Here is a 17,624-nt window from a genome sequence, read left to right on the forward strand (position 1 = left end):
GCGCGATGCATCTGCTGCGCACCACGCCGGGCGGCTTCGTCGACGACACACAGGGTGTCGTGCGCATCGACCAGCGCCCGGCCGACATCGTGATCCTGAGCTCGGCCGACACGACGCTGTCGCTGCTCGCGAGCGTCGTACCGCGGCTGCCGGCCGGCTTTCCGAGCGTGCGGCTCGCGAACGTCACGTTCCTGCGACAGCCGGCCTCGGTCGACTTCTACGTCGACGACGTGCTGCGCCATGCGAAGACGGTCGTGATCGACCATCTCGGCGGCGAGGCGTACTGGCCGTACGGCATCGAGCAGGCCGTTTCGGTCGCGTCGAAGCACGGGCAGCAGCTCGCGATGTTCTCCGGCGATTTGCAGGAAGATCCGAACCTCGTCGCGAAGAGCACGGTCGCGCCCGCGCTGTGCCGGCTGTGGTGGCGCTATCTGCGCGAGGGCGGCGTGCACAACGCCGAAGCGCTGCTGCGCAGCATCGCGTTTCACACGCTCGGCTTCGGCGACGAGCCGGCGCCGCCGCGTCCGCTGCCGGCCGCCGCGCTGTATCACCCGGCGCGCGATCCGGCGAGCGTCGACGATTGGCGGCCGCGCTGGACGCCGGGCGCGCCGGTCGTCGCGATCGTGTTCTATCGCGCGCACTGGCAGGCCGCGAATACGGCCGTGTTCGACGCGCTCGCCGACGCGCTCGTCGACGAAGGACTGAACCCGCTGCCGATCGCCGTGACGTCGCTGAAGGATGCGGTGAGCCGCGAGGTGATCGCGCAGCTCTGCGAGACGCACGACGTCGCGCTCGTGCTGAACACGACCGCGTTCGCGGCCGGTGCGATCGACGCGCACGCGCCCGACGTGCTTGCCGGCGACGCGCCGGTGCTGCAGGTGATCTTGTCGGGCGGCAACCGCGATGCGTGGGTCGCGGACAACCAGGGGCTCCACGCGCGCGACATCGCGATGCACGTCGCATTGCCCGAGGTCGACGGGCGCATCGTCACGCGTGCGGTCAGCTTCAAGGGACTCGCGTATCGCTGCCCGCACACCGAGGTCGACGTCGTTCGCTACCAGCCCGATGCGGAGCGGATCGCGTTCGTCGCGGCGCTCGCGCGCGGCTGGTGCCGGCTGCGCACGCTCGACAACGCGGACAAGCGCATCGCACTGATCCTCGCGAACTACCCGCAAAGCGACGGGCGCATCGGCAACGGCGTCGGGCTCGATACGCCGGCGTCCGCGCTGCATGTGCTCGCCGCGCTGCGCGGCGCCGGCTACACGCTCGCCGAGCTGCCGGCCGACGGCGACGCGCTGATCGCGCGCCTGACCGAAGGCGTGACCAACGATGCGGCCATGCATGCGCTGCGGCCGGCGTTCCAGAGCTATGCGCTCGACGATTACCGCGCACGCTCCGCGCGGCTGCCCGCCGCGGTGCGCGACGCGCTGAACGCGCGCTGGGGGCCGCCCGAAGCCGATCCGACGCTGCGCTGCGGACGCTTCACGATCGCGGGCTGGCGCGCGGGGCACGTGTTCGTCGGCATCCAGCCGTCGCGCTCGCGCGACGACAACGATTACGCGAGCTATCACGACGCGGAGCTCGTGCCGCCGCACGCGTATCTCGCCTTCTATTTCTGGCTGCGCGACGTGTTCCGCATCGACGCGGTGATCCATCTCGGCAAGCACGGCAACCTCGAATGGCTGCCGGGCAAGAGCGTCGCGCTGTCCGACGCGTGCTGGCCCGATCTGACGCTCGGCCCGCTGCCGCATCTGTATCCGTTCATCGTCAACGATCCCGGCGAAGGCAGTCAGGCGAAGCGGCGTGCGCAGGCCGTGATCGTCGATCATCTGATGCCGCCGCTCACGCGCGCCGAAAACTACGGCCCGATGCAGGACCTCGAGCGGCTGGTCGACGAATACTACGACGCACTGATGGTCGACGCGCGACGCGCGAAGCTGCTGCGCAAGACGATCCTCGCGACGATTGCCGAGCACCGGCTGCACGACGAGCTGAGCGTATCGCCGCCGCGCGACGCGAACGACGAGGACGCGCTGCTCACGCGTGTCGACGCATGGCTCTGCGAGCTGAAGGAAGCGCAGATCCGCGACGGGCTGCACGTGTTCGGCGTGTCGCCGGCCGAGCGGCAGCGGCGCGATACGCTGCTCGCGCTCGCGCGCTTTCCGGTCGGGGACGGCAAAGGCGCGAACGCCGGACTGATCGCGGCACTCGCACGCGATCTCGCGCTCGGCGACGATTTCGATCCACTCGCGGCCGACTGGGCCGCGCCGTGGACGGGCCCGCGGCCGGCCGTGCTGCAGGCGCTCGACGCGTCGCCGTGGCGGCATGCGGGCGACACGCGCGAGCGGCTCGAACGGCTCGCGCAGCACTGGCTGGACCGCATCTGCGACGTCGCGCCGGACGAGGGCGGCATCGCCATCCCGCCGCCCGGCGAATGGCCGCATACGCTCGCGGTGATCGGGCGTGTGCAAACGACGCTGCTGCCCGCACTCGACGCGTGCGGCCGCGACGAAATGCGTCAGCTGCTGCGCGGGCTCGACGGCCGCTTCGTGCCGCCGGGGCCGAGCGGCTCGCCGTCGCGCGGCCGGCCGGACGTGCTGCCGACCGGCCGCAACTTTTACTCGGTCGACACGCGCTCGGTGCCGACGCAGGCCGCGTGGTCGCTCGGGCTCAAATCGGCGCAGCAGCTGATCGAGCGCCATCTGCAGGAGCACGGCGACTATCCGCGCGCGATCGGCCTGTCGGTGTGGGGCACCGCGACGATGCGCACCGGCGGCGACGATATCGCGCAGGCGTTCGCGCTGCTCGGCGTGCGGCCGAAATGGGCGCACGGCAGCCATCGCGTGACCGACTTCGAGATCCTGCCGATCGAGATCTTCGATCGCCCGCGCATCGACGTGACGCTGCGCGTGTCGGGCTTTTTCCGCGACGCGTTCCCGAACCTCATGCATCTGTTCGACGCGGCCGTGCAGGCCGTCGCCGCGCTCGACGAACCGGAGGCGCTGAACCCGATCCGCGCGCGCATCGAGCGCGAACGCGCGCAGTGGATCGCGCAAGGCGTCGCGCCCGACGAAGCGCGGCGCCGGGCCGGCTGGCGCGTATTCGGCGCGCGGCCCGGCAGCTACGGCGCGGGGCTGCAGGATCTGATCGACCGGCGCGGCTGGCAGACCGACGCCGATCTCGCCGACGCATACCGCCGGTGGGGCGGCTACGCGTACGCGCAGAACAGTGCGGGCGATGCCGCGCCCGACGTGTTCGGCGAACGGCTCGCCGCGATCGACGTCGTCGTGCAGAACCAGGACAGCCGCGAACACGACATCCTCGATTCGAACGACTACTACCAGTTCCAGGGCGGGATGACGGCGGCCGTGCGCCATTTGTCGGGGCAGCAGCCGAGCGTCTATCACGGCGACCACGCGAACCCCGCCGCGCCGAAGATGCGCACGCTGCGCGAGGAGATCGCGCGCGTGATCCGCTCGCGCGTCGTGAATCCGAAATGGCTCGACGGCGTGAAGCGGCACGGCTACAAGGGCGCGGCCGAAATGGCGGCGACCGTCGACTATCTGTACGGATACGACGCGACCGCGCGCGTGCTGTCCGATCACCAGTACGCGCTCGTCGCCGACACGTACCTGTTCGACGACGCGACGCGCGCGTTCCTCGAACGTCACAATCCGCACGCGCTGCACGCGATCTGCGAGCGCTTCGTCGAGGCGATGCAGCGCGGGCTGTGGCAGCAGCCGGGCGACTATCGCGAGCGCATCGAAGCGGTCTGGCTCGCGACCGAACAACTTCAGGAAGGAGCACGGCGATGAGCGATCCGACCACGCCGCGCGCACGCGCGGTTTTTCCGTTTACGGCGCTGGTCGCGCAGGACGCGCTGCAGCAGGCGCTGCTGCTCGCCGCGATCGATCCGTCGATCGGCGGCGTGCTCGTCAGCGGGCCGCGCGGCACTGCGAAATCCACCGCCGCGCGGGCGCTCGCCGAGCTGCTGCCGGAAGGCGCGTTCGTCACGTTGCCGCTGTCGGCCACCGACGAGCAGGTCACCGGCACGCTCGATCTCGCGCATGCGCTCGCGGAGAACGGCGTGCGCTTTCGCGGCGGTCTGCTTGCGCGCGCGCATCGCGGCGTGCTCTACGTCGACGAGGTGAACCTGCTCGCCGACGGCCTCGTCGATACGCTGCTCGACGTCGCGGCGAGCGGCGTCAACGTCGTCGAGCGCGATGGCGTGTCGCACGCGCATGATGCGCGCTTCGTGCTGGTCGGCACGATGAATCCGGAAGAGGGCGAGCTGCGTCCGCAGCTGCTCGACCGCTTCGGGCTGATGGTCGAGCTCGAGAACTGCTTCGATGCCGCGCAGCGCGAACGGATCGTGAAGGCGCGCCTCGCGTTCGACCTCGATCCCGACGCGTTTCGCGCCCGGCACGCGGATGCGCAGCAAACGCTCGCCGAGCGGATCCGCGCGGCGCGTGCACGGCTACCGGCACTGCAATTCGACGACGCGGTGCATGCGCGCGTGAGCGCGCTCTGCATCGAGGCGGCCGTCGACGGATTGCGCGCCGATCTCGTGATGTTGCGCGCGGCGCGTGCGCTTGCCGCGCTGGAAGCGGCCGACGCTGTGACGGTCGCGCATGTGGACCGCGTCGCGGAAGCGGTGCTGCGGCATCGGCGCCGCGCGGATGCATCGCCGCCGCCGGCTGCGCGCGCGCCCGATTCGCGCACGGGGCACGACGATGCGACGCATCGCGACACGCGCGAGCGCCTGCCGCTCGACACGGCGCCGTCGCCCGACGACGCGCCCGCATCGCACGGCGACTGGGGCTACCTGCCGCCGGAGTCCGCGGGGCTGCGCGACGTGAAGGCCGTCGTGCCGCTGCCGCTAAAAAAACGCTGAGCCATCGAGACGGCGCCGCCGCGAACGCCGTTCGCGGTCCTCGATGGCAGCAGGGTGCCGCCCGGCGCGTGCCGGGCCTCGCGCGCGCGGGCACGGCCGTCGCGTGGGCGGCCACGCTCGCCGCCAAGCGCGGGCAGCCGCTGCACGCCGCGCATCTGCGCTTTCGCCAACGCGCGGATGCGCCGCGCGCACTCCATTGCTTCGTGCTCGACTGCTCGGCGTCGATGCTGTCGCACGATCGGCTCGCGCTCGCGAAGGGGCTGATCGTCGCGTTTTTCGATCGCGCCGCGCGCGACCGGATGGAGACCGCGCTGATCTGTTTCGGCGGCAGCGGCGCCGCGCGGCGCTTCGGACCGGCCGTGCCGCGCTGGTGGAATGCGCGCTGGGTCGAGCCGGTCGATGGCGGCGGCGGAACGCCGCTCGCGGACGGCATCGCCGCCGCGGCGCAGCTGCTCGCGCGCGACGCGCGACGTCACGCGGACAAGCAGCGCTGGCTGTGGGTGCTGTCCGACGGACGCACGCGGGAGACACCGGCGAAGCCCGCCGCGGCCGATCACGTCGTGTTCGTCGACTTCGACGATGCGCCGGTGCGGCTCGGACAGGGCGCACGGCTCGCGCGCGCGTGGGGCGCGCAGTGGGTGACGGCCGATGCGCTTTGCGCGGACGTGCGCGGCTGAGCGCGGGCGAACGCGGTGGCGAACGGATCGGTTCGTGCGCGCGAGGCCGACGCACGGCGTGCGCTATGATCGTCACTCGTCTCCAATGGAAATTCCGCCATGCAAGTGCTCGTCGATGCCGACGCGTGTCCCGCCGTCATCAAGGAGATGCTGTTTCGCGCCGCGCGGCGCACCGAGATCTGCGTGACGCTGGTCGCGAACCAGTTTCTGCGTACGCCGCCGTCGCCGTTCATTCGCGCGCTGCAGGTGCCGGCCGGCTTCGACGCGGCGGACGCGCGGATCGTCGAGCTGGCCGCGGCGGGCGACCTCGTGATCACGGCCGACATTCCGCTCGCGGCAGCCGTGCTCGACAAGGGCGCATTTGCGCTCGATCCGCGCGGAAACTGGTTCAGCCGCGACAACATCGAAGAACGTCTGTCGACGCGCGCGATGATGGATCAGCTGCGCAGCGCGGGCATCGATACCGGTGGCCCGGCGCCGTTCAGCGCACGCGACGGCAACGCGTTCGCGGCCCAGCTCGACCGGTTTCTCGCACGGCGCCGCGGGCCGTAACGCGGCGGTGCCGGGCGCGCGCCGAGCGCCGTCGGCGTCGCTGTCGCCGTTGTGGCGCGATATTTTCTCGGGCTGCTGCCGGCACCGCGACGATGCGCCATCGCGTCGACGCTGCTATCGTGATGCGATCGATCATCCATTGGAGGGCGCGCGTGTCACCGACTCAACTTCTCGTTCCGACCTTCAGCCAGCTGCTGCGCGCGCAATCCGCGTGGCTCGACAAGGCGGCCGGGCACTGGCGCGCCGCCGGCGACGATCCCGATGCGCTGATGACGCTGAAGCTCGCACCGGACATGTATCCGCTTGCCGCGCAGGTTCGGTTCTCGTGTTTTCAGGCGATGGAACCCGTGCACCGGCTGCGCGGCGAGCCGCTTCCGGAACCGCTGCTCGCATTGCGGCAGGCCGGCTGGCATGCCGATGCGCAGCCGGGCTCGCTCGGCGATGCGCAGGGGATCCTCGCGGGCACGCTCGCGTTTTTCGGCGAACTCGCGCCCGATGCGCTCGACGGCGGCGCCGCGTTGCCCATCGCGCTCGAACTGCCGAACGGCACTGCGTTCGACATGACGGGCGAGCAATACGCGCGCGACTGGGCGCTACCGCAGTTCTACTTCCACGCGATCACGGCTTACGCGATCCTGCGCCATCATGGCGTCGATCTCGGCAAGGCCGATTACGTGCCGCACATGCTCGCCTATGTGCGGCCGGGCACGATTCCGCAGGGTTGAGGTGGGGCGGCGGGCGATGCAGCGGCGCTGACGCGGGGCGATGTGGCCGGGCGATACGCTGCATGCGCTCACCGCGTGAGCTTCGCTTGCCGCATGAGAACTCGATCGACAAGGGGATGTTCGCCGCGCTCAATCGCGAACGGCGGGCAGGAATCATTCGCCGTTTCGACTCATTGCCGACATTGGAGACGCGATGTCGAAAGTGCAATTCTCCGGTTTCATTAAATTCACGCTTGCAGCCATCCTTTTAATTGTGCTGCTGGCTGCATTGCTGATAGGTGTAATGGCGTACATCCGAGACGATGGGGGTGACGCAGCCTGCCCGAATCTCTCCACGTCGCAGATGCGTGGCTATCTGGAAAAATATGCCCGGCACAACAATTTTTCGAGTTTGACGTTCGACGAGGCTGCCGAGTATCTGGCGGACCTTCAGCAATGGAAAATTCCTTACCGTGTCGACAATCATCGCTATATAGCAAAAATGACATGCAAAGGCTTCGTCGTCGACAACGTCGGTCCTTTCGATTGACCGCGCACGGCCCGTCGCGCCGCTGCGCCTACACGCTCCACCCGTCTAATCCTCCGGTAACCCGCTGAGCAGGTCGAGCCGCAGCAGCTCGACGATCTTGCGCGTCGGCACGCTCGTATGCAGCGTCTCGAGCCGCTCGATCGCAAACCACTTGCAGCGCACGATCTCGTTGCTCGCGCGCGGGACCAACCGCTTCGGCACGTCGGTGACGAACACGTGGTGCACTTTCCTCAGCCCGCCGAACTGCACCGCATAGTTCAGCGCGAGTCCTTCGAGCCGCGTTTCCTCCGCCAGTTCGCGCTGCGCGGCCTGCAGCGGCGTCTCGCCGCGGCGGATCGTGCCGCCCGGCAACGCCCACCGCGAGGCGGTGCGGGCGACCAGCAGCACGCTGCCGCGCTGGCGACAAACGATCGTGGCTCTTTCCTTGAAGGTGCCCGGCGCGGTGCTCATGTTCGGCAAGACAGGTGCTCAAGCGTGAAAAAAATGCGCATCGGCCGGACGTCGCCGAGCCGATGACCGACAGCCGATCGGCATAAGCGCCGACACTGCATGCAGGCCGCCGCGCCGATCTCATCCCTCGTTTCATCGCGGTTCCGTGCGCGTGGCGAACCGCCGCGCGTCGTCACGATCGCGTGTACAGCCCGCCGCGCGTCGATTTCGCGTGCCGCGCATGGCGACGTTTGTGAACCGCATGCCTGCGATGTGGCGCAGGCGGCACCACATGGCGACGTGCAGGCGCGCGGCGAGCCGTCGTCGCGCCGGCCGGCGTGGCCTGTCCTTCGCCGAAGTGGAAAGTCCGGGTCTGTGCCTGTGCGACGCCCAGCGTCGAAGCCAGCATGACGGCGGCCAGCAGCATGCGTTTCATGAAATCTCCGCTTGTCTCGAGGGGAATGTTTGTTCGCCAGCTTAACGAACGGCGGGACGTCGCGGCAACCGGCACGTCACGGATGCGGGACGGTCGGCACCCGGCGCGACGCGCGGTAGCGGGGCGGGCACCTCCGGGCTTGACAATAAAATTCTCGTGCATGAATATAAATTCACATACACGAATTATTCGTCGAGACCGGAACGGCATCCCGCAGCGCCGCCGCCCGGCATCACCGGCGATCCGATCCACCGGAAGCAGGAGCGAGACGCATGACGGAACACGAACGGCCGGGCGCGCTGGCGGGATTGCGCATCATCGATCTGTCGCGGGTGCTGGGCGGCCCGTACGCGACGCAGGTCCTTGCCGATCACGGCGCGGAGGTCATCAAGATCGAACCGCCGTCGGGCGACGAGACGCGCACCTGGGGGCCGCCGTTCGACGGCGACACCGCGTCGTACTTCCTCGGCGTGAACCGCAACAAGCTCGGCATCGTGCTCGACCTGACGCAGCCCGGCGACCGCGAACGGCTGCTCGGGCTGCTCGACGAGGCGGACGCGCTCGTCGAGAACTTCCGGATCGGCACGATGGAACGCTGGGGGCTCGGCTTCGACGCGCTGCATGCGCGGTTCCCGCGGCTCGTCTATTGCCGCGTGTCGGGTTTCGGCGCGGACGGCCCGCTCGGCGGGCTGCCCGGCTACGACGCGGCCGTGCAGGCGATGACGGGGCTGATGAGCGTAAACGGCGAAGCGGGCGGTGCGCCGCTGCGCGTCGGCGTGCCGATCGTCGATCTCGTCACGGGGCTGAACGCGGCGCTCGGCGTGCTGATGGCGCTGCGCGAACGCGACGCGAGCGGCCGCGGGCAGTTCGTCGAGACGACGCTGTTCGACTGCGCACTGTCGATCCTGCATCCGCACACGCCGAATTTCTTCCATTCGGGCCGCGCGCCGGTGCGCACCGGCAACGCGCATCCAAACATCACGCCGTACGACAGCTTTCCGACGGCGACCGTCGATATCTTTCTGGCCGTCGGCAACAACGGCCAGTTCGCGGCGCTCTGCGACGTGCTGGGTACGCGCGACTGGCTCGACGATCCGCGTTTCGCGGACAACCGCGCGCGCAGCGCGAACCGCACGGCGCTGCGCGCGCTGCTCGAAACGGCGCTCGCGGCCCACGACGGCGCGGCGCTCGCCGAGCGGCTGATGCGCAGCGGCGTGCCGTGCGCGCCGGTGCTCGCGCTCGATGCGGCGCTGGCGCATCCGCACGTCGCGCATCGCGCGATGAAAGTGGAGCTCGGCGCGCATCGCGGCATCGCATCGCCGATCAAGCTCGGCCGCACACCGGCCACCTATCGGCGCGCGCCGCCCGCGCTGAACGAGCATGCGGCACAGCTGTTCGGCGCCGCCGACGACCGCACCGACTGACGCGCGCATCCCGCACGCGGCGCGGCCGCACACCGCATTCGACCAGAACGGCGCACCCGCGATGCGCCGCATCGACAGGAGACACATCATGCTCGCATGGATCGGCGCGATCGCCATCGTCGCGCTGTTCGGCCTGATCATCACGAAGCGGCTGTCGCCGCTCGTCGCGCTGATCGTCGTGCCGGTCGCCGCATCGCTTGCTGCCGGGTTCGGCTTGACGACCGGCAAGTTCATCGTGCACGGCGTGCAGAACATCGGGCCGATCGCCGGCATGTTCGTGTTCGCGATCCTCTTCTTCGGCGTGTTGACCGACGCCGGCATGCTCGATCCGATCATCGCCGGCGTGCTGCGCGTGATCGGCTGTCATCCGCCGCGCATCGTCGTCGGCTCCGCGCTGCTGGCGCTGCTGATTCATCTCGACGGATCGGGCGCGGTGACGTTTCTCGTCACGCTGCCCGCGATGATGCCGCTCTATACGCGGCTCGGCATGGATCGCCGGATTCTCGCGTGCGTCGCGTCGATGGCGGCCGGCGTGAACTTCCTGCCGTGGGTCGGCCCGATGTTGCGCGCTTCCGCCGCGCTGCACATCCCCGGCACCGCGATCTTCATGCCGATGATTCCGGTACAGCTCGTCGGGCTCGCGTTCGTGTTCGGCACTGCCTGGGTGCTCGGCGTGCGCGAGGCGAAGCGGCTCGGGCTCGACCGCGCCGGCGCAGCGGCGATCGCCGTCGCGCCGCGCGAGCTGACCGACGCGGAGCGTGCGCTGCGCCGGCCCGACCGGTTCGCCGTCAATCTCGTGCTGACGCTCGTCGTGCTCGGCACGCTCGTGTCGGGTATCGTCGATCCGATGGTGATGTTCATGCTCGGCACCGTCGCGGCGCTCGTGATCAACTATCCGGACGTCCGCGCGCAGCGCGAGCGCATCGACGCGCATGCGAAGGCCGCGTTGATGATGGCCAGCGTGCTGCTCGCGGCGGGCGCGTTCACGGGGATCATGACCGGCACCGGAATGCTGAAGGCGATGGCGGAGGTGGTCGTCGCGCACGTGCCGGTCGAGCATGCGCGGCACATGCCGTTCGTGCTCGGACTGCTGTCGATGCCGCTCAGCCTGCTGTTCGATCCTGATTCGTTCTATTTCGGCGTGCTGCCCGTGCTCGCCGAAAGCGGCAAGCTGCTCGGCGTGCCGCCGATCCAGATGGCGCAGGCCGCGCTGCTCGGCCAGATGACGACCGGTTTCCCGGTCAGTCCGCTCACGCCCGCGACGTTCCTGATCGTCGGCCTGACCGGCGTCGAGCTTGCCGAGCATCAGAAATTCACGATTCCGTTCCTGTTCGCCGCCACCGTGCTGATGGTGTTCGCCGCGGTCGCGACGGGCGTGTTTCCGTTATGAGCGGCGCGGCCGTTCACGTTTTCCGGGAGAGCAGTCCATGCAGTTCGACCTGACCGACGACCAGCGCGCGATCGAGAGCGCGATCGACAAAATCTGCGCGCGCTTCGGCGACGACTACTGGCTCGAACGCGATCGCGCCGGCGGCTTCCCGCACGATTTTCATGCGGCGCTCGCGGAGGCCGGCTGGCTCGGCATCGCGATGGATCCGGCCTACGGCGGCGCCGGCCTCGGGATGACGGAAGCAGCGCTGATGATGCGCGCGATCAGCGCGTCGGGCGCGGGATTGTCGGGCGCGTCGGCCGTGCACATGAACATCTTCGGGCTCAATCCCGTGCAGGTGTTCGGCAGTGACGCGCAGAAGGCGCGCTTCCTGCCGCCGCTGATCGCGGGCCGCGACAAGGCCTGCTTCGCGGTGACCGAGCCCGACGCCGGGCTCGACACCACGCATCTGACCACGCACGCGCGTCGCGACGGCGATCATTACGTGCTGAGCGGCCGCAAGATCTGGATCTCGACCGCGCAAGTCGCGAACAAGATGCTGATCATCGCGCGCACGACGCCGCTCGAGCAGGTCGCGAAGCCGACCGACGGGCTCAGCCTGTTCTATACCGATCTCGACCGTTCGCGCGTCGAAGTGCGCGAGATCGACAAGATGGGCCGCAAGGCGGTCGACTCGAACATGCTGTTCATCGACAACCTGCGCGTGCCGCACGACGACCTGATCGGCACCGAAGGCGAAGGCTTCCGCTATCTGCTGCACGGGCTCAATCCCGAGCGCATCCTGATCGCGGCGGAAGCGATCGGCCTCGGACAGGCGGCGCTGCGCCGCGCGACGCAGTATGCGAACGAACGCGTCGTGTTCGGCCGGCCGATCGGGCAGAACCAGGCGATCCAGCATCCGCTCGCGCTCGCGTGGATGCAGCTCGAGGCCGCGTGGCTGATGGTGATGAAGGCCGCGACGCGCTACGACGCGGGGCAGCCGTGCGGCGCGGAGGCCAACGCCGCGAAATATCTCGGCGCGGAAGCCGCGTTCCACGCATGCCAGACGGCGGTCGCGACGCATGGCGGGATGGGTTACGCGAAGGAGTACCACGTCGAGCGCTACCTGCGCGAGTGTATGATTCCGAGGCTCGCGCCCGTGAGTCCGCAACTGATCCTGTGCTACATCGCGGAGAAGGTGCTCGGGCTGCCGAAATCGTACTGATGCGCGGCGGCCGTCCGGCGCGCGTTTTCCCGTTCCGTTTCAAGCGCTCGTCATGGACGTCAAACTCGTTGCCCGCACGCTCGACCTGTTCGAACTGTTCGCCGCCGAACGGCGGCCGCTGCCGCTCACCGAACTCGCGCGCCTGCTGAACGTGCCGGCGTCGAGCTGTCTCGCGATGGCGCGCACGCTCGTGAGCCGCGGCTATCTGTACGAAGTGCGCAAGCGCGGCGGCTACTATCCGACGCGGCGTCTGCAGACGATCGCGGCCGCGATCGACGCGACCGATCCCGTCGTCGACATCGTCCATCCGTATCTCGTCGCACTGCGCGACGCGAGCCGCGAAACGGCCGTGCTCGGCAAGATCCAGCGCGCATCGATCGCCTATCTCGACGTCGTCGAATCGGAGCAGGCGATCCGCTATACGAGCCAGCCCGGCGAGTTGCGTCCGCTGCATGCGAACTCGATCGGCAAGGCGATCTTCGCGGAACTTGCCGGCGATGCGCAGCAGGCGCTCGGCGAAGAGCTGACGTTCGAGCGCTTCACCGCGGCGACCGTCGCCGATCTGCCGGCGCTCGTCGCGCAGACGGCGCGCTTTCGCAAGCGCGGCTGGGCCGAAAACTTCGGCGAGAGCGCGCCGGAGCTGTCGGCGATCGCGGTCGCGCTACCGCTCGACGGCGACTGGTACGGGCTGTCGATCGTCGGGCCGACGGAACGGATTCGCCAGCATCGCGACGCGCACGCGGCGCTGCTCGTCGACGCGAAGGCGCGGCTGCTCGCCGATTACGCGCGCGCGTAACGCCCGAGCATGCCGCCGCCGCGCACGTCCAGGTGCGCGGCGCTTCGCTCATCGATACCAGCGCGGCGTATAGACCCACTCGCGTCCGGCGCCGATCGTAAAGCGCCGCGTCGTCGACGAGCCGACGATGACCATCGTGCGCATGTCGACCTGATCGCTACGCAGCGCGCCGAGCGTCGTCGTCGCGAGCGTGGCGCCGGGACGGCCGATGTCGCGGCCGAGCACGACGACCGTATCGGCCGCGCGGTGCGCGCGCACGACGTCGAGCGCACGATCGAGCTGCCAAGGTCGCGCGCGCGAGATCGGGTTGTAGAACGCCATCACGAGATCGGCTTCGGCCGCATGCCGCAGACGCGTTTCGATCACATCCCACGGCTTCAGGTTGTCCGACAGCGAAATCGCGCAGAAGTCGTGGCCGAGCGGTGCGCCGGCCTGCGCGGCGGTCGCGAGCGACGCCGATACGCCGGGCTCGATCCGCAGGTCGACGGCCGCCCACTGCGGATCGCGTGCGTCGTCGAGCGCTTCGAGCACGGCGGCGGCCATCGCGAACACGCCCGGATCGCCGGACGACACGACCGCCACACGCCGGCCGGCGGCCGCCAGCTCGAACGCATGGCGCGCGCGCTGCATTTCCTCGCGATTGTCGCTGCCGTGCACGCGCTGATCGGCGCGGAACGGGCCGGCCATGTTCACGTACGTCGTGTAGCCGAGAATGTCGGTCGCGTCGGCGAGCGCCGCGCGCGCCGCGGGCGTCAGCCACGCGGCACCGCCGGGCCCGAGCCCGAGCACGGTCAGGCGGCCGCGTGCGCGGCCGAGCGTCGCCGCATCGACAGGCTGCGTCGCGACCGTGCACGCGAGGCCGTCCGCGTTGCCGCACAAGGCGTGCGGCACGCGAAGTGCGCGCGCGAGCAGGGCCGCGGCGTCGATGCCGGCGTCGACACCGTCGTCCGCATCGACGAAACGCAGTGGTACGTCGAGCGCTTCGGCGGCGGCATCGAGCGCCGGATCGCCGATGACCGACGCAGGCGCGACGATCGCCGCGAGCGCACGCCGCGCGAGCCCGCATGCGTCGAGCAGCGCGTCGATCCGCACCGCGAGCGGTTCGGCCGCGCGGCTCGCGTGCACGCCGTGCCCTGCGTGCGCGCCGATGCCGACCACGACGCTGCGCGGATGAATCACCAGCTCGTCGCGCGCGGCGCGCACCGCGTCGGGCGTCACGCGGATCGCATGGGCGGCCGCCGCGTCGCGCGGCAGCGCGACGTCGTCGAGCCACGGTGCCGTGCCCTCGATGCGCGTCGACGCACCGGCGAGCAAATCCGACACGAAGCGCTTGCCCTGCGCGAGATCGGCGAGCACATAGCCGTCGGGCGGATTCAGCACGCACGCGCCGAAGCGCAGTTCACCGCTCGTCGTGATCGCCGGCGCGATCCCGAGTTGCGCGGCGATCTCGCGCGCGATCGCGTTGACGCCCGTCAGCCCGCCGAGCAGCGGCACGACCGCCGAGCCATCCTCGGCCACCGCGAGCACGGGCGGCTCGACGCCTTTGTCCGCGAGCGCGGGCGCGATGCAGCGGATCACGATGCCGGCCGCGCACAGCGCGACGATCGGCAGCCCGCGTGCATACAGTTCGCGCAGATGCGCGCCGAGTTCGTCGAAGCGCACGTCCGCGTCGACGCGTGACGCGAGCCCGTGCACCTGCGCGCCCGGATAGCGCGCCTGGATGCGTCGTGCGGTGTCGAGCGCACCGGCGCCGAGCACCACGATCGCCGGCGGCGTGGTTATCCTTGCCATTTTTCCCCCGGCACGACGAGCAGCGAGAAATACGGCGACGCCATCGGATCGACTTCGTCGAGCGGCACGATGCGCTGGCTCGCCATCGTCGCGCGCTCCACATAGCGCGCGCGCTGCGCGAGCCCGAGCTCGTCGAGCACGCGGCGCACCTTGGCGAAATTGCGGCCGAGCTTCATTACGACGGCCGCGTCAGCCTGCGCGAGACGCGTGCGCAGCTCGTGCTCGGGCAGCACGCCGGATAGCACCGACAGGCTCTGGTTGCGATACACGAGCGGCTGACCGAGCACGGCCGTGCCGCCGAGCATCGCGCACACGCCCGGCACGACCTCGGTGTCGTAGCGCGGCGCGAGGCGATCGTGCAGATACATGTACGACCCGTAGAAGAACGGATCGCCCTCGCAGATCACCGCGACGTCGCGGCCCGCGTCGAGATGCGATGCGACGATGTGGGCAGCGGTGTCGTAGAAGTCGGCGATCACGGTTTCGTAGCAGAGCGGCGGCGGCAGCACCTCCGTCGTCACGGGATAGACGAGCGGCAGCTGCAGCTGCGTGTCGCGCAGGTGCGCTTCGACGATGCCGTACGCGTTGCCCTTCTTGCCTTTCGCGACGAAATACGCGACCACCGGCGCGGCCTGCAGCAGACGCAGCGCCTTCAGCGTCATCAGCTCGGGGTCGCCGGGGCCGACGCCGATCCCGAACAGGCGTCCGCGCGCGGCCGTCATTCGGCCTCCGACGCGAGTGCGTTCACTGCGGCGGCCGCCATCGCGCTGCCGCCGCGCCGGCCGAGCAGTGCGACGTACGGCACGCCGCGACTATCGTCGGCGAGCAGCGCCTTCGACTCGGCCGCGCCGATGAAACCGACCGGAAAGCCGAGAATCAGCGCGGGGCGCGGCGCGCCGGCGTCGATCATGTCGAGCAGATGAAACAGTGCGGTCGGCGCGTTGCCGATCGCGACGATGCTGCCGGCCAGGTGCGGGCGCCACAGTTCGAGCGCGGCCGCCGAGCGCGTGTTGCCGAGCTGGCGCGCGAGGTCGGGCACCTCCGGCGCGTTCAGCGTGCAGAGCACGCGATTGCCGGCGGGCAGCCGCGCGCGCGTGATCCCTTCGGCGACCATCCGCGCATCGCAGAGGATCGGCGCGCCGGCCGCGAGCGCCGCACGGCCGGCTGCGCCGGCGCCCTCGGAAAACCGCAGATCGTAGACGACGTCGACCATCCCGCACGCGTGGATCACGCGTACCGCGAGCTTCTCGAGGTCGGGCGGAATCCGTGACAAGTCGGCTTCGGCGCGAATCGTCGCGAACGACTGGCGGTAGATCTCTTGCCCGTCGCGTAGATAGTCAATCATCGGTGGTGTCCTGGCTGGAGTCGTGGCCGTGCCGCGTGCGCGCAATCAGCGCCGCGGCGCGGTCGATCGTCAGATGGTGGGCGAGCGCGATGCCCGGCGAGGCCGCCGCGACATCGCGCCGATACAGGTCGTAGCGCGCCGGCGCGACCGCGACGAGCGTATGCGCAGCCGTGCGCGGCAGTGCGCAATGCCGCTCGCAGCCGCTCAGATGCACGTCGACCGGCCGGCCGACATGCGCGGCGAGTGCGAGCGCGTCGCGTTTCGTGTCGGCGCGCGCTTTCGCGCAGCCCGTGCTGCCCGCGCACGCGACGAGCATCGCGCGCGGATCGGACGGCGCGCAGACGAGACCGAGCGCCGCCAGCGCCTCGAGCACGGCCGGCGCCTGCGCGTGCGCGACGCCGTGCACGAACACGCCTTGCCACGGCGTCATCGTCAGCGTGCCGTCGCCGTATGCATCGGCCAGTGCCGCGAGCCGGTCCAGTTGCGCGGCATCGAGCCGTCCGAGCGCGAACTGCGCGCCGACGCTGCAGCGCGACGCGTCGACCGACGCGCGCGCACCGAAGCGCCACGCGGGATCGGACGGCGCACGCCGCCAGCGGGCCAGCGCGGGATCGGCAGTCAGCGCGAAGGGCAGGTCGTGCTGCGCGCGCGTCAGCAGCGCAGGTTCGCCGCGCGCGGCGAGCAGCGTACGCATCCGCGTGACGTCGGCCGGTGCAAGATCGAGAAACGCATGCAGCAGCGCGCGAACGAATGCGACCGTATGCTCGGGCGCCACGTCGACTGCCGCGGGGGCGTCGTCGCGCGAAGTCGGCGGACAGCCGGCGAGGCCGGCCGCGATGCGCGTCGCGCCGTCGTCGCGGCGCCACGCGGCGAGCCAGATGTCGTGCGGATGATCGAGCGCGGCGACCGATTCGCCGCCATCGAACTGGATCGAGAATTTCGGCGACAGCTCGCCGCGGCGCGGGTCCGTCGCGAGCAGATCGAGCAGCGGCGCGGCGAACGCGCGGCTGTCGACGAGCGCCGCGCGATCGTGACCGGCGAGCGGGCTCAGCATCAGGTTGCGTGCATCGTCGCTCGCGGCCAGCGCGGCTGCCTCGTCGAGCCCGCGCGGCTCGGCCGCGTGCGGGCCGAGCCGCGCATCGAGCAAGGCGCGCACGAGCGCGTCGGCCGCGCCGTCGCGGATCCCGCGTAACTGAAGGTTCGCGCGATTGGTCGCGTCGATCGCGCCGGAACCGTACCTGCGCGCGGCGGCGGCGATCGCGCGTGCCTGGCTCGCGTCGAGCCGGCCGCCCGGCAGCTTGATCCGGCACAGTCCGCCGTCGGCGGCCGCCACGATGCGCACGAGCCCCGGACACGCCGACGGGCGCGCGACAGGCGACGCGGTAAACGGAACGGAGAAGGCGGGACTCAACGGGGCACCGGGACAGTGTCG

The 17,624-nt window shown here is 70.2% G+C and carries 16 protein-coding genes; 10 read left to right on the forward strand and 6 right to left on the reverse strand.

From position 1 onward, the window contains the following. Positions 1 to 5: 5 nt before the first annotated feature. The 6 genes from cobN (at position 6) to NP80_RS31800 (ending at position 7,377) form a co-directional block, all read left to right on the forward strand. The gene (cobN, locus tag NP80_RS21090) at positions 6 to 3,815 is read left to right on the forward strand and encodes a cobaltochelatase subunit CobN (protein WP_006409171.1); all 3,810 of its coding nucleotides are present in this window, start codon (positions 6 to 8) and stop codon (positions 3,813 to 3,815) included. Then, positions 3,812 to 4,894 carry a magnesium chelatase ATPase subunit I gene (locus NP80_RS21095; RefSeq protein ID WP_006409170.1) on the forward strand — a complete coding sequence of 361 codons (1,083 nt, stop codon included), beginning with the start codon at positions 3,812 to 3,814 and terminating at the stop codon, positions 4,892 to 4,894. Before cobN ends, NP80_RS21095 begins: the two co-directional genes overlap by 4 nt. 68 nt (positions 4,895 to 4,962) lie before the next feature. Continuing rightward, positions 4,963 to 5,571 (forward strand): vWA domain-containing protein, encoded by a 609-nt coding sequence (locus NP80_RS21100; RefSeq protein WP_045594128.1) that lies wholly within the window; start codon positions 4,963 to 4,965, stop codon positions 5,569 to 5,571. 99 nt (positions 5,572 to 5,670) lie between these two features. Beyond that, a complete protein-coding gene (locus tag NP80_RS21105) occupies positions 5,671 to 6,123 on the forward strand; it encodes a YaiI/YqxD family protein (RefSeq protein WP_006400081.1) in 453 nt (150 codons plus the stop codon). A 92-nt stretch (positions 6,124 to 6,215) separates the two neighbouring features. Continuing rightward, the gene (locus tag NP80_RS21110; protein ID WP_006400080.1) at positions 6,216 to 6,848 is read left to right on the forward strand and encodes a DUF1993 domain-containing protein; all 633 of its coding nucleotides are present in this window, start codon (positions 6,216 to 6,218) and stop codon (positions 6,846 to 6,848) included. 193 nt (positions 6,849 to 7,041) lie between these two features. Beyond that, complete coding sequence (locus NP80_RS31800; RefSeq protein ID WP_223852597.1) at positions 7,042 to 7,377, forward strand: hypothetical protein; 336 nt, start codon at positions 7,042 to 7,044, stop codon at positions 7,375 to 7,377. Between the two features lie 45 nt (positions 7,378 to 7,422). On the opposite strand, the gene NP80_RS21120 is transcribed toward NP80_RS31800, so the two are convergent. Together NP80_RS21120 and NP80_RS21125 are read right to left on the reverse strand one after the other, a co-directional pair. Next, positions 7,423 to 7,827, reverse strand: coding sequence for an NUDIX hydrolase (locus tag NP80_RS21120; protein ID WP_035488236.1), 405 nt, complete (start codon positions 7,825 to 7,827; stop codon positions 7,423 to 7,425). Between the two features lie 172 nt (positions 7,828 to 7,999). Beyond that, the gene (locus NP80_RS21125) at positions 8,000 to 8,242 is read right to left on the reverse strand and encodes a hypothetical protein (RefSeq protein ID WP_006404816.1); all 243 of its coding nucleotides are present in this window, start codon (positions 8,240 to 8,242) and stop codon (positions 8,000 to 8,002) included. A 272-nt stretch (positions 8,243 to 8,514) separates the two neighbouring features. Between NP80_RS21125 and NP80_RS21130 the strand changes: the two genes are divergently transcribed. From NP80_RS21130 to NP80_RS21145, 4 genes are all read left to right on the forward strand, one after another. Continuing rightward, the gene (locus NP80_RS21130; protein ID WP_006408864.1) at positions 8,515 to 9,666 is read left to right on the forward strand and encodes a CaiB/BaiF CoA transferase family protein; all 1,152 of its coding nucleotides are present in this window, start codon (positions 8,515 to 8,517) and stop codon (positions 9,664 to 9,666) included. Positions 9,667 to 9,754: 88 nt separating this feature from the next. After that, on the forward strand, positions 9,755 to 11,056 hold the full coding sequence (locus NP80_RS21135; RefSeq protein ID WP_012213342.1) for a CitMHS family transporter: 1,302 nt from the start codon (positions 9,755 to 9,757) through the stop codon (positions 11,054 to 11,056). 37 nt (positions 11,057 to 11,093) lie between these two features. Further along, on the forward strand, positions 11,094 to 12,260 hold the full coding sequence (locus NP80_RS21140; protein ID WP_006408861.1) for an acyl-CoA dehydrogenase family protein: 1,167 nt from the start codon (positions 11,094 to 11,096) through the stop codon (positions 12,258 to 12,260). Between the two features lie 52 nt (positions 12,261 to 12,312). Then, complete coding sequence (locus NP80_RS21145; protein WP_006400070.1) at positions 12,313 to 13,056, forward strand: IclR family transcriptional regulator; 744 nt, start codon at positions 12,313 to 12,315, stop codon at positions 13,054 to 13,056. Between the two features lie 48 nt (positions 13,057 to 13,104). Here the strand turns inward: NP80_RS21145 and cobJ are convergent, their stop codons facing one another. From cobJ to cobG, 4 genes are read right to left on the reverse strand one after another with little or no spacing between them, the layout of a single operon-like run. Continuing rightward, positions 13,105 to 14,838 carry a precorrin-3B C(17)-methyltransferase gene (gene cobJ / locus NP80_RS21150; RefSeq protein WP_045594350.1) on the reverse strand — a complete coding sequence of 578 codons (1,734 nt, stop codon included), beginning with the start codon at positions 14,836 to 14,838 and terminating at the stop codon, positions 13,105 to 13,107. After that, positions 14,835 to 15,569 (reverse strand): precorrin-2 C(20)-methyltransferase, encoded by a 735-nt coding sequence (locus NP80_RS21155; protein WP_006404813.1) that lies wholly within the window; start codon positions 15,567 to 15,569, stop codon positions 14,835 to 14,837. The genes cobJ and NP80_RS21155 overlap by 4 nt, the downstream gene beginning before the upstream one ends. Further along, positions 15,566 to 16,192: a precorrin-8X methylmutase gene (locus NP80_RS21160; protein ID WP_006400067.1), complete on the reverse strand. Its 627-nt coding sequence runs from the start codon at positions 16,190 to 16,192 to the stop codon at positions 15,566 to 15,568. The genes NP80_RS21155 and NP80_RS21160 overlap by 4 nt, the downstream gene beginning before the upstream one ends. After that, a complete protein-coding gene (gene cobG / locus NP80_RS21165) occupies positions 16,185 to 17,603 on the reverse strand; it encodes a precorrin-3B synthase (protein ID WP_276520292.1) in 1,419 nt (472 codons plus the stop codon). The genes NP80_RS21160 and cobG overlap by 8 nt, the downstream gene beginning before the upstream one ends. Positions 17,604 to 17,624: the final 21 nt, after the last annotated feature.

It is taken from the genome of Burkholderia multivorans ATCC BAA-247 (assembly GCF_000959525.1).
Taxonomy (GTDB): Bacteria; Pseudomonadota; Gammaproteobacteria; order Burkholderiales; family Burkholderiaceae; genus Burkholderia; species Burkholderia multivorans.

Bases quoted from the DNA above. Each gene is read 5' to 3' on its own strand.
- NP80_RS31800 (WP_223852597.1), top strand. From the start codon at position 7,042: ATGTCGAAAGTGCAATTCTCCGGTTTCATTAAATTCACGCTTGCAGCC.
- NP80_RS21105 (WP_006400081.1), top strand. From the start codon at position 5,671: ATGCAAGTGCTCGTCGATGCCGACGCGTGTCCCGCCGTCATCAAGGAG.
- NP80_RS21130 (WP_006408864.1), top strand. From the start codon at position 8,515: ATGACGGAACACGAACGGCCGGGCGCGCTGGCGGGATTGCGCATCATC.
- cobN (WP_006409171.1), top strand. From the start codon at position 6: ATGCATCTGCTGCGCACCACGCCGGGCGGCTTCGTCGACGACACACAG.
- NP80_RS21145 (WP_006400070.1), top strand. From the start codon at position 12,313: ATGGACGTCAAACTCGTTGCCCGCACGCTCGACCTGTTCGAACTGTTC.
- NP80_RS21155 (WP_006404813.1), bottom strand. From the start codon at position 15,569: ATGACGGCCGCGCGCGGACGCCTGTTCGGGATCGGCGTCGGCCCCGGC.
- NP80_RS21120 (WP_035488236.1), bottom strand. From the start codon at position 7,827: ATGAGCACCGCGCCGGGCACCTTCAAGGAAAGAGCCACGATCGTTTGT.
- NP80_RS21140 (WP_006408861.1), top strand. From the start codon at position 11,094: ATGCAGTTCGACCTGACCGACGACCAGCGCGCGATCGAGAGCGCGATC.
- NP80_RS21125 (WP_006404816.1), bottom strand. From the start codon at position 8,242: ATGAAACGCATGCTGCTGGCCGCCGTCATGCTGGCTTCGACGCTGGGC.
- NP80_RS21110 (WP_006400080.1), top strand. From the start codon at position 6,216: ATGCGCCATCGCGTCGACGCTGCTATCGTGATGCGATCGATCATCCAT.
- NP80_RS21095 (WP_006409170.1), top strand. From the start codon at position 3,812: ATGAGCGATCCGACCACGCCGCGCGCACGCGCGGTTTTTCCGTTTACG.
- NP80_RS21160 (WP_006400067.1), bottom strand. From the start codon at position 16,192: ATGATTGACTATCTACGCGACGGGCAAGAGATCTACCGCCAGTCGTTC.
- NP80_RS21135 (WP_012213342.1), top strand. From the start codon at position 9,755: ATGCTCGCATGGATCGGCGCGATCGCCATCGTCGCGCTGTTCGGCCTG.